This window comes from Singulisphaera photorubra (genome assembly GCF_045290345.1).
In the GTDB taxonomy this organism is placed as follows: domain Bacteria; phylum Planctomycetota; class Planctomycetia; order Isosphaerales; family Isosphaeraceae; genus Singulisphaera.
The window spans coordinates 9,628,185-9,642,140 of sequence record NZ_CP155447.1; the positions used below are offsets into that span (position 1 = coordinate 9,628,185).

11 protein-coding genes and 1 pseudogene are annotated in these 13,956 nt (G+C 63.9%); 7 read left to right on the top strand and 5 right to left on the bottom strand.

Annotated features, from left to right (window positions below):
* Positions 1-56: 56 nt before the first annotated feature.
* The gene (locus tag V5E97_RS35825) at positions 57-1,145 is read right to left on the bottom strand and encodes a sigma-70 family RNA polymerase sigma factor (protein WP_406696329.1); all 1,089 of its coding nucleotides are present in this window, start codon (positions 1,143-1,145) and stop codon (positions 57-59) included.
* A gap of 894 nt (positions 1,146-2,039) precedes the next feature.
* On the opposite strand from V5E97_RS35825, the gene zwf reads away from it, so the two are divergent.
* Both zwf and V5E97_RS35835 read left to right on the top strand, forming a co-directional pair.
* Positions 2,040-3,452: a glucose-6-phosphate dehydrogenase gene (gene zwf / locus V5E97_RS35830; protein WP_406696330.1), complete on the top strand. Its 1,413-nt coding sequence runs from the start codon at positions 2,040-2,042 to the stop codon at positions 3,450-3,452.
* Positions 3,453-3,675: 223 nt separating this feature from the next.
* A complete protein-coding gene (locus V5E97_RS35835; RefSeq protein WP_406696331.1) occupies positions 3,676-4,875 on the top strand; it encodes a baeRF10 domain-containing protein in 1,200 nt (399 codons plus the stop codon).
* Between the two features lie 759 nt (positions 4,876-5,634).
* Here the strand turns inward: V5E97_RS35835 and V5E97_RS35840 are convergent.
* From V5E97_RS35840 to V5E97_RS35850, 3 genes and pseudogenes are all read right to left on the bottom strand, one after another.
* Positions 5,635-5,937 (bottom strand): hypothetical protein, encoded by a 303-nt coding sequence (locus tag V5E97_RS35840; RefSeq protein WP_406696332.1) that lies wholly within the window; start codon positions 5,935-5,937, stop codon positions 5,635-5,637.
* A 227-nt stretch (positions 5,938-6,164) separates the two neighbouring features.
* Positions 6,165-6,884, bottom strand: a pseudogene (locus V5E97_RS35845) (YoaK family protein).
* Between the two features lie 132 nt (positions 6,885-7,016).
* The gene (locus V5E97_RS35850; protein ID WP_406696333.1) at positions 7,017-7,682 is read right to left on the bottom strand and encodes a carbonic anhydrase; all 666 of its coding nucleotides are present in this window, start codon (positions 7,680-7,682) and stop codon (positions 7,017-7,019) included.
* A gap of 303 nt (positions 7,683-7,985) precedes the next feature.
* On the opposite strand from V5E97_RS35850, the gene V5E97_RS35855 reads away from it, so the two are divergent.
* Positions 7,986-8,954 carry a diacylglycerol/lipid kinase family protein gene (locus tag V5E97_RS35855; protein WP_406696334.1) on the top strand — a complete coding sequence of 323 codons (969 nt, stop codon included), beginning with the start codon at positions 7,986-7,988 and terminating at the stop codon, positions 8,952-8,954.
* A gap of 154 nt (positions 8,955-9,108) precedes the next feature.
* Here the strand turns inward: V5E97_RS35855 and V5E97_RS35860 are convergent, their stop codons facing one another.
* Entirely contained in the window at positions 9,109-10,020 is a 912-nt protein-coding gene (locus V5E97_RS35860) for an ABC transporter permease (RefSeq protein WP_406696335.1), read from the bottom strand.
* A gap of 737 nt (positions 10,021-10,757) precedes the next feature.
* On the opposite strand from V5E97_RS35860, the gene V5E97_RS35865 reads away from it, so the two are divergent.
* The 4 genes from V5E97_RS35865 to V5E97_RS35880 all read left to right on the top strand — a co-directional run bounded on the left by V5E97_RS35865 (position 10,758) and on the right by V5E97_RS35880 (position 13,905).
* Entirely contained in the window at positions 10,758-11,201 is a 444-nt protein-coding gene (locus tag V5E97_RS35865) for a CBS domain-containing protein (protein ID WP_406696336.1), read from the top strand.
* An 82-nt stretch (positions 11,202-11,283) separates the two neighbouring features.
* Positions 11,284-12,198, top strand: coding sequence for an AI-2E family transporter (locus V5E97_RS35870; protein WP_406696337.1), 915 nt, complete (start codon positions 11,284-11,286; stop codon positions 12,196-12,198).
* 8 nt (positions 12,199-12,206) lie between these two features.
* Positions 12,207-12,413 carry an AI-2E family transporter gene (locus V5E97_RS35875; protein ID WP_406696338.1) on the top strand — a complete coding sequence of 69 codons (207 nt, stop codon included), beginning with the start codon at positions 12,207-12,209 and terminating at the stop codon, positions 12,411-12,413.
* A 1,120-nt stretch (positions 12,414-13,533) separates the two neighbouring features.
* A complete protein-coding gene (locus V5E97_RS35880; RefSeq protein WP_406696339.1) occupies positions 13,534-13,905 on the top strand; it encodes a hypothetical protein in 372 nt (123 codons plus the stop codon).
* The last annotated feature ends 51 nt before the right edge of the window (positions 13,906-13,956 follow it).

The following is a 13,956-nucleotide window of genomic DNA, read 5'->3' on the forward strand; positions in this document are numbered from 1 at the left end:
CAACGTGCGGGCCTTTGACCGTGAGATCACCTCGAGTGCAAGGGGCACCGACTTCGTCAGTTCCCTCCCGTCTTTCCGGCGGCGCTCAACGCCGCGCCTGGCTTGCCTGGGTCCCGCGCATGGCCGTCGGTCATGAGGCGCTCTCTGAGCCGCTCCCGGGCCGCCTTGATCTCCGCCTTCACCTGGGCCTCGGGCCGCCCCTGGAGTTTCGCAATCTCCCCCGTCTGATAGTTCTCCAGGGCATACAGAATGAAGGCCTGCCGCTGGGCCGGTGGCAACTCGTCCAGTAGAGAGAGGAGCCGATCTTGCTGCCCCTCGGCCTCGAGCTCCTCCCAGGAGTTGGTCCCTTCGATGTCTGGGATCAGGTCGCCGAGCGAGTAGTGCTCGGTTTCGTCCCGGAGATCGGCCCACCACTCGGATTCGTCCGGCCGAGGCACCGCGTCCGGCATGATCTCTTCGGCACTCACTTCCAGCGACAGGTGGGGACGAGGCTCTTGCATGATCAACGCGCTCATCGCTTCGTCGACGAGCTTGGTGAGCCAGAGATCCAGTTCCAAGTCCCGAGGTCGATTCGAAAACCGATCCCAGGCCCGGACCATGACTTCATCGAGAACATCCTCCACCGTCCATTCCCCCCGATGGAGCGATCCGTTCATTTCCAGGTGTCTCAACTCCCGGCGGACATAGTCTCGCAAGTGGCCGAGTAGCGGGCGAAGCAGTCGGAAAAAGTTCTCCCGATCGCCCGACTCGACGCGCTGCTGGAGCACGGGAAGGACCGCGCTGAGCTCAGCCCGATTGCGGGCCTTCTCATCGGTGCTCGCCTCGCGGCGAACCCGCCCCTTGTGCCGCTTGACTTGCGACACGAGGGAGTCCGCGACGTGGTCCAGGAGCGTCTCGGGATCTCGGCCGTTCGCCTCCGCCGTGAGCGTACCCGTGGGCAGTTGGAGCACGGCCTTGACCTCGTAAAACTCACCTAGCGGCCTCGCCGCGTGATGGCTGATGGTCAGTCGGATCTCCTGGAGGTCCGAGGGGTAACGCTTCAGGAGCGCTTGGATCCTCGGAAGTTCTTTCGCCCAGGTCGACTCGAGGCGTGCTTTGAGGGCATCGTCGACCCCGTTGAAGACCCAGTGGCTATTCATATTCATTACACGCTCCTCCGAGAGAATGGATGGCCGGCTGCTGGACATCTCTCGTCTTGATCTGATTGGTCTCTTCCATTGCACGAAGGATGCCGATGCGTCTCGAGAGGGGGCGCCGCGGCTGCGACCCCTCTTGAATCCTCGGTATTTGCAGGACGGAACCATCGCCACAACCTCAGCCGTGCCCAGCGAGTACCGTCGTTGGTGTGCCAAGATGTCCTTCGGGTGGGGCGAGACCGACATCGTGTCCTGCGCCCGCGGCGAGTCCCAGGGATCGGCGACCTCTCAAGTCCGCACTCGCTCTATGCCTTCTCTTGGTCTTAACTGCTTGCTCCTCACTGTGATGAGGTCGTCCGGGCGCTTGGTTCTCATCGGCTTCGACCGCTTGGCGCATCTCTTGCTTCGAGATTGAAAAACAAGAGGCGCACGCTTCCGCGCAGGGGCCGCGCAGTCATTACGACGTCTGACTTGGAGGAGCCAGTCCAGGCCTCGACCAGAGTCCGATCGGACCAGGCCGAGCAAGGATCGCGGACGACGGCGCGAGTCAGTCGACGGGAATTGTGCTCGTCCCGCTCGAGACCTCCAAACGTCGAGCGACCGACGAGGAACTGCCAGAGATCCAGCGCGACTACCCGTGACTCGGACGTGACCGCCTCGACGCCTGCGTGGGATTCGAATCATCAACTATCATCATTGCATGAACGAGCAACGCTCGATGGAATCCGTGGCCACGTCCGATGACTTGTGACTCGGCGCCGTACCCTTGGATCAAGCATCGCCCGCGAAGGCCGTGCGGCGACGCGTGGAGGGGTCAGCCTGACGTGCACTGCGGCTTGGATGGCCCGGAGGAGCCGATCTTTCTCCACCGATGAGTTGTCCCATGGAACCAAGGGGATTTCTTTGGACGCCACTCCATCCGATGCTCTGGTCTTCTTCGGCGCGACGGGTAACCTTGCCTTCAAGAAAATCTACCCAGCCCTCCGGGAGATGATGAGGCATGGACGGCTCAAGGTCCCGGTCCTCGGCGTGGCCCGATCCGGATGGGACCTCCAGAGGTTCCGGGAATGGGTACTGGCCAGTCTCGAAGAACATGGCGGCGGGCTGGATGAGTCCGACTGGAAGCTCCTGGAGCTGCTTCGCTACGTCGATGGAGACTATACATCGCTGGCGACCTTCCACGCGCTACGCCGCGAGCTGGGCGACGCGCAACGGCCGCTGCACTACCTGGCGATTCCACCGAGCCTCTTCGATGACGTGGCACGCCACCTGGCCGAGTCGGGGTGTGCCCAGAATGCGCGGATCGTGGTCGAGAAGCCGTTCGGCCGGGACCTGGAGTCGGCCCGCGAGCTGAACCGAATCCTGCACGGATACTTTCCCGAATCGTCGATCTTCCGAATCGACCACTACCTCGGCAAAGAGCCGGTGCTGAATCTCGTATTCTTCCGGTTCGCGAACCTCTTCCTGGAGCCAGTTTGGAACCGGAACTTCGTCCAGCACGTCGAGATCACGTCGGCCGAGAGCTTCGGCGTGCAGGGACGCGGCAAGTTCTATGAGGAGGTGGGCGCGATTCGCGACGTGATCCAGAACCACATGCTCAGTGTCGTCGCGTTCCTGGGAATGGAGCCGCCCGGTAGCGGCGCACCGGACGGGCTTCGAGACGAGCAAGTCAAGGTCCTCCGGGCGATCCGGCTCCTGGACGCCTCTCGGATCGTGCGAGGCCAATTCCGGGGATACCGCGATGAGCCGGGTGTGCTCCCCGACTCGAACGTCGAGACCTTTGCCGCGGTGCGGTTGTCGATCGACTCCTGGCGGTGGAGTGGCGTGCCGTTCTTGATCCGGGCCGGCAAACGCTTGCCGAGAACCGTGACGGAAGTCCGAGTGAAGTTCCGTTGCCGGCCGCAAGATCTTTTCGGTCGGCTCAAACTCGAGGCCTCGCGAAACTACGTCCGGTTCCGCTTGGCCCAGGACAACACAATCGCAATCGGGGCGTTGACGCGAACCGAAGGGGAGACGGTCGACCTGGAGGACGTGGAGCTGATCGTGTCCCGTCACCCCGAAGTCCAGGTACCCGCTTACACTCGCCTCCTCGAGAACGCCCTGGCAGGCGACCCCACCCTCTTCGCGCGTGAAGACGGCGTTGAGGCCGCGTGGAGCGTCGTCGATCCCATCCTTCACGATCCGCCCCCGCTCGCCTTTTACGAACCCGACACCTGGGGCCCCCCCGAGGCCGACGAGTTGATCCGGGACGTCGGTGGCTGGACGAATCCCGATGAAAACCCGGGAGCCCGGCAGGCTCGATGTCGTCAGGGCTGAACTCCGGAACCAAACATGCCAGGTGGACCGTATCGACTTGCACAACAAAGTGGCCAGTCGTCTCGAGCACTAATGCAACGGAGAGGCCGAGAGGAGAGTGCTGTGGCGAAGACAATGTGGCATGAAACATTGACAAATGCGAACACCAATGGACCTCGCATGGAAATGCGAGACCAGGTCTGAGCCCGATCGGGCGTGTCTGAACCAACAGAGAGAGAGATCTATGCCTAACTTGACCAAGAACAAGGTCGCCGTCCACGAAGGCGTCATTCGCCCGGATCTGGTCAACGAACTCGAGGCGTTCCAGGCACCCGACCAAAGGGTGAGCAGTGTTTACTTGGACCTGGACCCGAAGCACTGGGGCAACTTTCCGGAATTCCGACGCGACCTGAAGACCACCCTGGCCCACGCTCGCCAGGAGATCGAACGGTTGGAAACCCGGCACGAGGTGCGCCAGTCGCTGCTCCATGACCTGGACTTGGTGGAGGAGGTCGCCCCGACCGCCTATGGCGAGCGGTTCACTCGCGGCCTGGCCTGTTTCATCGGCTCCGAAGCCGGCGAAGGTCATGTGCTGCCGCTCCCCTGGCCGGTCCAGGAACGGTTCTTCTATGAGAACCGCTTCGTCCTCTGGCCGCTCAACCAGATCCTCGATCAATCCGACCGCTACGCGATCATTCTGACTGACAAGGCCCAGTCCCGGATGTTCCTATTCTTCCTCGAGCGACTCGAGGAGGTGGCCGAGCTCCACGACGAACTCCCTGGCCGAATTCGATTCCCGGTCCCAAACCGCGAGATTCAGTACAGGAACCGACATGTTGCGTCCTACCACCAACATTTTGACAATGTTTCCGAGACGGCGCTGCGGTGGCTGCAACGAGAGCCATTTGAACATTTGATAATTGGGTGTCCCTCGGAGATCCTGCCCGATTTCGAGAGCCGCTTGCATCGATATCTACGCGACCGGATCGTGGCCCGGTGGGATGTCGACGACTTGCATGATCCCCACCTCCAGATCCTGGAACGCGCGCGACTGGAGGAGCAACAACTCCTCGATCGCGAGGCCCAGGCCACGTGGCAGACCATTCAGGATTTCCTGCCGTATCGAGGCGCGCATGGTCCCGAGGAGGTATTCGCCGCCCTTTGGAGGCTGCGGGTCGACACGCTCTTGCAAGAGCCGGATGTGGAACGACCCGGTTTCCGATGCACGAACTGCACCCGTTTGAGCCTGGACCGCGATCCCTGCGTCGAGTGCGGCAGTGACACCAAGGCTGAAGTCGATCGGATCTTTGAAGAGACCCTCCTGGATGGCATCGATCAGGGAGCGCACGTGCGTTACTGGACTGACCCGCGGCTCCGAAGCGTCGGATCGATGGCGGCGCTCAAGCGATTTCCCGAGGCGGCTCGCGCTTCCGGAACCGACTGAGGAAACGACGAGACCTCGAACCCCCTCATCGCCGTGCTCATTGCGTCCTGGTTCTCGCGGATCATCTCGTGTGTGGGCGTTGCGGTGACGTCTCGATGGAACCTTCCGGTCAGCGTTCGAGGCCAAAAGGCCCATTTACGGATTCACCGCTCCCCTTTTTGGGTGCCAAGACGATCGGCGCGACGGTTCGGGCCACGAAGGGACGGGTCAATTCGTTGTCTCGGCCGATTCCAAAACGATTCGTCTGTTCCGAACCTTTCGAGCGAAACCAGTGGCACAAGCCGTAGATCTGGCGGCCGAACGCGGAAAACTCCGATGGGGCGCGGCACGTCCGTCCTCTTAATCGTGTCGGCCCACCTTAATACTCTCAAGTCTGCCACCAAAGCGCTCCTACTGTGGCTCGGTGGCTGCACAGACGCTGAGGTCGCCAACCTTATTCAGGGGAACCTCTACCTCAACAAGTCCCACCGCTCTCGGATTCCGGGGAATGGTGGCCAGGCACCAAAAGAGGGTGAAACGGGAAATCTGGATAATCCGTCAAGGAGGGCGGCTGACCACCCAGTTTCAGGGAAACTCCCAGATGAGCCACCTGAAGTGCCTGGCTACTTCTCATGAGTCCCTATGCGTTTTACGGTCGCCCCTCCGTGGCTGCAAAGCAAAAAATACTGATTTGAGCTTGTCTTGTTCCCAGGGACTTCACCCCTGTCTAGGAACGGTCGCCCCTTCGGGGCTGCAATGAACCCGTCCGCCGGGGGGACTTCACGTGCATGACTTTTCTGACCCTCTATAGCGACCATTCCCAGGCCCATTCTCGCCAAGCCGCCGGTCCACGAACGAGAGCCCGTGCAGCGGCAACGCGAGTGCCAGCGACGGGACGCCCCATCGCACTGCGAACTTGAACACGGACCATGGCCAACCGCTATCGGCAGCGTCCGGACCCAGGCCGTCCCTCAGGATCCAAACCAACGGCACGCAGGCCGTCCAGACTATCAGCCCCGCCTGAAGGATGAGGATCAGGAGCCGAAGGAAGTCGCGCAAGGCAGAGTTGAGCAGCGAGGACATCGGTTGCTCCATGGCGATTTCTGGTGCCCCATTCTACCAGGCGCCGGGCAGCGAGGGAGATTGAGCAGCCAGGCACTCCAGTCGGATATCTGGGAGTTCCAGTAAGAATGAATAGTCAGCCGCCCACCTTGACAGATTATCCAGGTTTCCCGCTTTACCTTCTCTAGGTGCCTGGCCACCATTCCCACCGGCAGGAGCCGCTCCGGTTGTTACCCGCCGGCCGCCCCTCACCGGGCGCCAGCAACCGACGTCGGAGACGTGCCAGCCGCCCGTGCGGAGCCGCTTTCCGCCCGGAACGGGAAGTCGCTCCGGCTCCAGTCCGGGATGAAGCTGAGCACGGCCGCGAACAGGACGAAGGCGGCCGGGGCGAGCAGGGAGAGGAACCCGAACGTCCCGGCCAGCGGGAGCGACAAACCCGCCGCGATCATGAAGGCGACGATCTTGCCGCCACGCAGCGCGGCCCCCCGGAGGGCGGCCCGCTGCTCGGCCCCGGTCGCCAGGCAGGCCACCCCGAGGTGGACGCCGAGGTCGGTGGCCGGCCCGGTCAGGTGCGTCGTCCGCACGGTCAGCCCTGTGGTCGAGGAGACGGCCGCATTCTGCAACCCCATCGCGAACGACAGCAGGGACAGCAAGGCGAACGGCGGCGGGTCGGCGGCGTACGTCCCGCCGAACCGCCCGAACCCCCCGAGGTATCCGGCGACTGCGACACCGGCCAGGATCAGGGCGACGGAGACCAGCGGGGTCGCCCACCGGGGCCGCTACCCCCGGCGGGCCCGGGCCTGGATCGCGACGACCGACGCGACCGCCCCGGCCACGAAGCTGACGACGATGACCGCGTACTCGGCCGCCACCCGGTCGTGCGGCCACTCCAGTCCGAGCCGGGTGACCGTCCCGGTCACGTGGGTGACGAACTGCTCGCAGATCAGGAACGCGACCCCGTTCACCATCCCGGCCGCCCCCGCGAGGAAGAGCCAGCTCGGGACGTGCCGGGGGGAGTAGATCGTGTCGGGGGTGTGGAGGGTGATATCCAAAAGTCGGTGAGGTCTCACTCCGGGGGGTTCGGGCGTCGGGCTGGTTCGTCAGATCATCGGGGCGGTCAGCCGGGTGGCCGGGACCGCCGGCGGGGGCTGGTCGGCGAGCGGGGTATACTGGCCGGCCGCCGGGTCGAACGCGAACACCTCCCCGGTCTCGATCTTGTACACCCACCCATAGAGATTCAGCTCCCCCTTCGCCAGGCCCGCCGCCACCGCCGGGTGGGTCCGCAGGTTCTCCAACTGGACCAGCACGTTCTCCTGGGCGGCCGCGGTCAGGAGCGACGGGTCGGCCAGGTGCCCGTACTTCTCCCGGATGATCCGCCGGGTGGCGTCGGCGTGCGTCAGCCAATGCCGGACGGCCGGCATGTCCGCGAGCCCGGCCGGGTTGAGTAGGCCATTCATGGCCCCGCAACGGGTGTGCCCGCAGACGATCACGTCCTTGATCCCCAGCCCGGCGACGGCGAACTCGATCGTCGCCTCTTCCCCGCCCGGGCCCGGCAGGTGCGGGGGGACGAGGTTCCCGGCGTTGCGGACGATGAACAGCTCGCCCGGGTCGGTCTGGGTGATCAGGTTCGGGTCGATCCGGCTGTCCGAGCAGGTGATGAATAGGGCCAGCGGCCGCTGCCCGGCGGCCAGCCGCTCGAACCACTCCCGCCGGGGGCGGAACACGTTCGCCTGGAACTGGTGGATGCCCTGGACCAGCTTTTGCATAGGGATCCCCCCGTCCGATATGGTCCGGTCCGGTCTTAGGCTCGCTGCCCTTCCGACAGTGTGCCGGTTCCCGTTGAGAGAGCAAATGTGGCGCCTGACTCGGCGACCCTTCCCCCATTCCGACCGTCGCCGGTCAATGCGTACGCGACGGCGACCACCATTGGGGTCATCAGGGTTCTTGCCGAGCTTGAGGGGCGATGACGGGCCCTCCCGCCTTCCTCCCCGCCCGTTCTCTCAGTGAGTCGGCGGGTTCGGATCCGCAGCCATCCTCGGGGTATCGACAAAACCTTGTCAGGACGACCGGTGGCCACGCAGCAATTCCTGGGGGGTGTAATCGCGATGGCCAGCGCCCCAGATGTCAGATCCCCACGTTGTTATGTGATCCTTAATCCGGCGGCGGGCTCCTACCCAGGGAAGATCAACGAAATCCTCCAGCAGCAGTGGAAAAGTGCTGATGGGACTTTCGCCTTCCACGAGTCGACCGGACCGGAAGACGTTACGGCGACGGCCCGAGACGCGGCCGAGCGTGGATATGAGATCGTCGTCGCCGGCGGAGGAGACGGAACCGTAGCCGCGGTCGCCAATGGGCTCGTAGGGACGTCGGCCACGCTCGGCATCCTCCCTCTCGGTACCGCCAATGTCGTGGCCCAAGAGCTGGGCATTCCGCTCAACCTCGAGGGGGCGTGCGCCTTGCTGACCGGTCCTCATTCGGTGGCCCGCATCGACGGAATGGAGGTCCAGGGTCGCCACCACTTCTCGCGGGTAGGCATCGGACTCGACGCCCTGGTGATCCACGAGGCGAAACCCCAGGTCAAGAGGCGGATCGGCTGGGTTGCCTATTCTTGGGCGGCCATCAAGGGTCTGGTGGGATTCCAGCCACGCCATTTCCATATTTTCGTCGATGGGGATGTAACGCACGCTCGAGCCTCGGAAGTGGCCGCGGTGAACTGCGGGACGATGGGCAGGAAGCCATTCCGATGGGGACCAGGGATTCGTCCGGATGACGGCAACATCAACATCTGTATTTTTCGAGCTCGGAATCTGATCGATTTCCTGGTGCTGGGTTGGCAACTGGCCCTGGGCCGTCCGCAGACGAACCGCAACGTCAGCTACCTCGTTGCTCGGCACATCATCGTCGTCGTGTCCGATTCTCCCCTCCTCGTGCAGGCCGACGGCGAGACCATCGGTCGGACCCCCTTCGAGCTGAAGGTTTTCCCGTGCGACATCCCGGTGATCGTTCGGCCCGAGGGAATCCCACCGCCTCCTTTCTGACGCGGCACCACAGTCCCCGGGACGGGTCGGAGCGATCGAGGCGGCGCGGAGAAGACTCGAGCAGGAACGATACTCAATGGAGGATCGCTATAGCGTGACCGTCGGGTAACAGTTGTCGCTCCGTCGCGCCCCACCTCGGACCCGGCCAAAGCCCTCAACGCGGCACTCCCTGACCATCGACGACCACGAGCGCTAGACTCACCGCCAGGAAGAGGAACGCATCGAGCTTGCCCATAATCGTGCCGACCGTGAGGTTGAACTGGCTGATTCGCTGCGCCCGGACCCCCGGGAATTTGGCCTCGATTCGCATTGCCAGGGCGTCGGTTTCGACAATGTTGACCGGTTCGACGTCGAACGTGGAGACGGAGCCTTCCGCGACTCCCAGCAACTTCCGTGCGACGCTGATTTCCATCAACGCGGTCATATCCGTGACGAGCGATCCTGTCTCGTAGAGCCCAACGATGGTGAAGTCCTGGGTCCCGATCCGGAGCTTTTGGCCCACTTTCTTCGGCGTGCCATCGGTGTTGGGGAAATCGCGGGCAAGCTTGGTGCTGATGACGACGTGAGGCTTGCCGAGGTCCTGAAGGGTCAGGAACCGTCCCTCGGCCTGGTTCTTCGGCAAGATCGACATGGCATACAGAGCCGCCTTCAATCGGAGATGATCCGGGAGGTCCTGGCCCTCGACCATGTACATCGACGAGATGAGTTTGACTCCCTCCTCCTTGGGCCGCGTGAGCAACGCAATCGGGGAGGGCTTGAGGCCGACCTTGCCATCGATCGGCGGGGCGATTTTCCAAACCTCGGCCGCGGCGATGCGCACTCCGGGGATCGACCGCAACTTCTTCCCCAGATCGGCCGAGAGGTCGCTAAATACCGGGCTGGGTGAGTTCTCACGTAGGACCATCAGACCTTGGATCTTGCCGAGTGTATCGCCCATCAGGTCTCGGATACCCCGTGAGACGCTGAACAACCCGAGATACGCGAGTACCGGGATCGTCAGGCCCACCACAGCCAGCGCCGTGCGAGTCGGCCTCGAGATCAGGTTCTTCCACGCAAACTTCCACATGGTTGGAAGGCTCTCAATGATGAGCGATCGTAGAGGGCGTCTGCTCTTCGGGTGGCTCGGGTCTCGTCGGCGAGACTCCCGGTTCGTGGGCCTGCGCACCAGGGTCTCGTGGAAGTGCCCCGTGCCATCCGAACATCAAGATCAACCACGTCCAAGCGCTTGGTCACAGCGACACCTTGGGGGGGGCAAAGTCCGTGCCGGGCCGGTCGAGATCCCGATTGAACCGTCTCAGGTCCAGCGAATCGGTAGAGAGGAGTTGTGGCGCAGCGTTCGATGCGAGAATGACGACCGACTCGCTTGCCGATCGGCACGAGAACGCGACAGATTGTCTCTCACTCGGTACGAGAGACAGGTTGTCACTTCACGGAGCTGGCGAACGGGTAAGGACGACTCGATTCCGAAGAGCGAAAGCTGTTGTCATGAGGCCAGCGCTTCACAGGCTCGGGTGACCTCGGGCATGGCCAGAATCAGCTTCATCTGGCTCGAAAGCCCCCCAGCGGCGAATCGATGAGAACGTGCTTCCCCAAGGTTCGCCGAAGACACCCTGATGTCCGGGTCGATCGCGGCGGCGGCTCAGCAATCGTGTCGCCGTGTCGTCACCCGGCATCCGCGATGCATAGGGGTCTGGACGTGCCAAGTACGCGATCCGGAAGCCGGCAGCCCTCCGCGTTGGGCCGATCTCCTCGCTGGGGACCGGGCCGCCTTCCGCCCGATTTTCACCACGGAGCGACTCCGCGATGTCAACCCGCGATTTGCGATTGACCCCCGGCCCGGTCGGGAACTGTGGTACGGCCGCCGACCTCGTGACGGCGAGCTCCCGGACTTGCTCGCCCTTCAGTACTGTCCTGGAGGCCACGTTGGTCTTCGGCGACGAGGACTGCAGCACCCTGCCGGTCGTGGACGCCGGCAAGCTGGTCGGGGTCGTGACCGACCACAATGTGGCATTAGGCGTGCCCGTCTACCCTGACCTGGCGAACCGGCCCGTGTCCGACATCATGAGCCGGGACGTCGTCGAAGTCCGGCCCGACGATCCGCTCGACGAGATCGAGCGGCTGTTCGCCGAGAAGAAGGTCCGCCACCTGGTTGTCATCGACTCCGACAATCGCATGGTTGGTGTCATCGCCTGGGCCGACCTGATCAAGCATCTTAACGAGTGGAGGCTCGGCTGCGTCAGTACATGAGGCGAAGGCCCGACGGCGGCATCGAGGGACAGCGAATCCGGATCGTTCCGCCTCGGATCGGCCGAAGGACAGAGCCAATACGATGACAATGCTCGGTGCACAACCCGGGGATCTCCGCCCTGATCAAGCCTCGGGAGTGAAGACCGGCGCTCTGCCTCACCCGTCGATCGAGGCAATCCCAGGGGCGTTCGGAGTAGGCTTCCGGTTGATCGCCCTCGCCGCGCTGACCGTCACCCTGATCGCCCTGTGCGTCGTGCTGGCCGTCCCCCTCCTTCCCGCGATCAGCTGGGCCGTGGCCCTGGCGATCTTGGCCTGGCCAATGCACCGCCGGATCGCCCGCCGCGTCGCGCGGCCCGAGTTGGCCGCCGCCCTCTGCTCGGCCATCGTGGTGATCCTGATCCTGGGGACGGTGCTGTTCGTCACCTACCAACTCGCCCGCGAGGCGGCCACCGCTGTCGAAATGGTCGGTGGGGTAACGGCTGGGATCGACCTCCGAGAGAGGGCGACCGCGCTTCCCATCGTGGGTCGCGCGGTGTCGTGGATGCAACGCTCGGGCTTGGATATCGAGGCGGAGATCCGCCGGTGGATCGCTTCGTATACCCGGGATGCCACCGCCCTCGCCCAAGGGTCGCTGGCGGCCATCATCCAGTTCCTGGTGGCGGTGTTCATCTTCTATCACCTGCTCCGCGACCAAGCAATGTTCGTGCACGGGCTGCGAGAGCTGCTGCCGCTGTCGAGGGCCGAGAGCGACCTGGTCTTGTCGCGCGCCGGCGACTCGATCCATGCGAACCTCCATGCCACGGTCGTCACCAGCGTGATCGACACGACCGGCTTCGGGCTCTTGTTCTGGGCTCTAGGCCTGCCCGCCCCGATCTTGTGGTCCGTGGTCATGTTCATCCTGAGTATCCTGCCGGTGTTCGGGGCCGGCGTGGTCTGGGTCCCTACCTCGGTGTACTTGGCCCTGACGGGCCAATGGCTCTCGGCCGTCCCCTGCTAGGGTGGGGGGTGCTCACATTCATCTTCGTGGACAACGCGCTCTACGTGCGGCTGGCGGGGAAGCGGATGCAAATGCACGAAGTGCCGTCCCTGGTCGCCTTCATGGGCGGCCTGGAGTTGTTCGGCGTGTCCGGGATGATCCTGGGTCCGGTCATCCTTGCCGTCACCGTGGCGCTGCTGGAGGTCTGGAAGCGCCGGATGGCGACAAACGGTTGACCAACCGTCCAGCCGCGCACGAGGGCTGGACGATTCCACCTGCTCCCGGGCGGGGTGCTAAGCAGCCGGAGACGATTCCCCTTGATTTTTCCGATCTTCCGGGTGGTTGGGGTCTCGTCTTCGAGACTCCGGAACGTGCGCCTTCGCGCCCGATTCTCGAGGACGAGACCCCAGCCACCCAAACCCCACAAACGCCAGGACAACCGTGTCCAGGTGCTTGGCATCCGCCTCGATCAGGGCAGTTGCGATGATCTTATACGGAACGGAATTGAAAGCCGCGCGCTTCGAAGTCCGCTCCGCAGTGAACTCTGAGGGCAAGTCCACTCGCGAGCGTAGAATTCTCTTCCGATCCGTATTAGAGCGGTTTTCCCTCGGCTGGCGCACGGAAAAAGGGGACAGGCACCCGGCCACCCAAGGCCGGTCCGAAAGGACCGAGGGCCATGCAGGCCGGGAGTCAGTCCCTTTTTCCTTCGCGGTAGGCAACCCAAAGGTAAGCCGCATAATTGCGACGAGTTCCGCATCCCGACGGGGACCTAGGCCGGCGATCATCTTAATCACACCGTCTGCTCTCGTCACCGTAGATATCAGCAAAAGCCTCAACGCTCCCGAAGGGGACGAAGGCCCGCGTCCCCGGCGACTTACGGTCGGCCCGGTTGGCCTTGCGCGATGCGGATGGTCGACTCCTTCGTCGACTCGGGGGCCGACAAACTGTCGCTCTCCCACGAGCGGGGGACTTTCTGTCTTGTCTCCGCGGCGGGCGGGAGGACGTGCGCCGGCCTGCCACGCCACGGGTGGACCGACGAAGTTCCCGTCGCGCGACGGTCTTCAACAACCAACTTGTTGTGGAAGCGCTGATCGGCCCCTTTCGGGCCCGTCCCCCGGGTGAGTCGGGCCCATGGCGGGATCCGGCGGCATCAGAGATGCGGACTTCGCTGGGAACCCCAACGACAAGCCGAGCGAGTTCAGATGCCTCGTGCCATGGGGGAGGACTGGCGTCCCGACCAGGCTCTGGGAGCGGGCGATTGTCGGTGACCGACAGGAGGCCGCCGGTGGCACCGGCTGGTGAGGTGCCCGGCTACGGAAGCCGGGCCATCGAAGCAAGACGAGCGGAGGGACTCACATGTCGACGACATTCTCTTGGGGGCGAACCACCGTCCGGGATGGACGGCAAGGGGACCGGGCCTTGTACCCGGCGACTCGCTCGGATACTCGAATGGAGACCTACGGCGATCACGCCGAGTGGCTGGCGGGTTTCCTGGGCTGGTTCAGTATCGGCCTCGGGCTGACCGAGATCCTGGCCCCACGAGACTTCGCGCGGTTCATCGGCGTCAGCAAAGAGGAAGAGAACCGCAAGGTAGTGCGTCTGGTGGGGTTGCGAGAGCTGGCCACGGGTGTCGGCATCCTCATGCGGCCCAAGCCGGCCGGCTGGATCTGGGGGCGGGTGGCAGGCAATGTGATGGACCTCGCCCTCCTGGGCAATGCAGTCACCTAGGATGCTCCGCGGCGGGACCGGGTCGCGGCGGCCATCTCGGCCGTCCTCGGC

Coding starts and splice junctions, on each gene's coding strand:
- V5E97_RS35840 (WP_406696332.1), bottom strand. CDS start 5,937: ATGTCCTCGCTGCTCAACTCTGCCTTGCGCGACTTCCTTCGGCTCCTG.
- V5E97_RS35880 (WP_406696339.1), top strand. CDS start 13,534: ATGTCGACGACATTCTCTTGGGGGCGAACCACCGTCCGGGATGGACGG.
- V5E97_RS35870 (WP_406696337.1), top strand. CDS start 11,284: ATGACAATGCTCGGTGCACAACCCGGGGATCTCCGCCCTGATCAAGCC.
- V5E97_RS35835 (WP_406696331.1), top strand. CDS start 3,676: ATGCCTAACTTGACCAAGAACAAGGTCGCCGTCCACGAAGGCGTCATT.
- V5E97_RS35850 (WP_406696333.1), bottom strand. CDS start 7,682: ATGCAAAAGCTGGTCCAGGGCATCCACCAGTTCCAGGCGAACGTGTTC.
- V5E97_RS35865 (WP_406696336.1), top strand. CDS start 10,758: ATGTCAACCCGCGATTTGCGATTGACCCCCGGCCCGGTCGGGAACTGT.
- V5E97_RS35825 (WP_406696329.1), bottom strand. CDS start 1,145: ATGAATATGAATAGCCACTGGGTCTTCAACGGGGTCGACGATGCCCTC.
- V5E97_RS35860 (WP_406696335.1), bottom strand. CDS start 10,020: ATGTGGAAGTTTGCGTGGAAGAACCTGATCTCGAGGCCGACTCGCACG.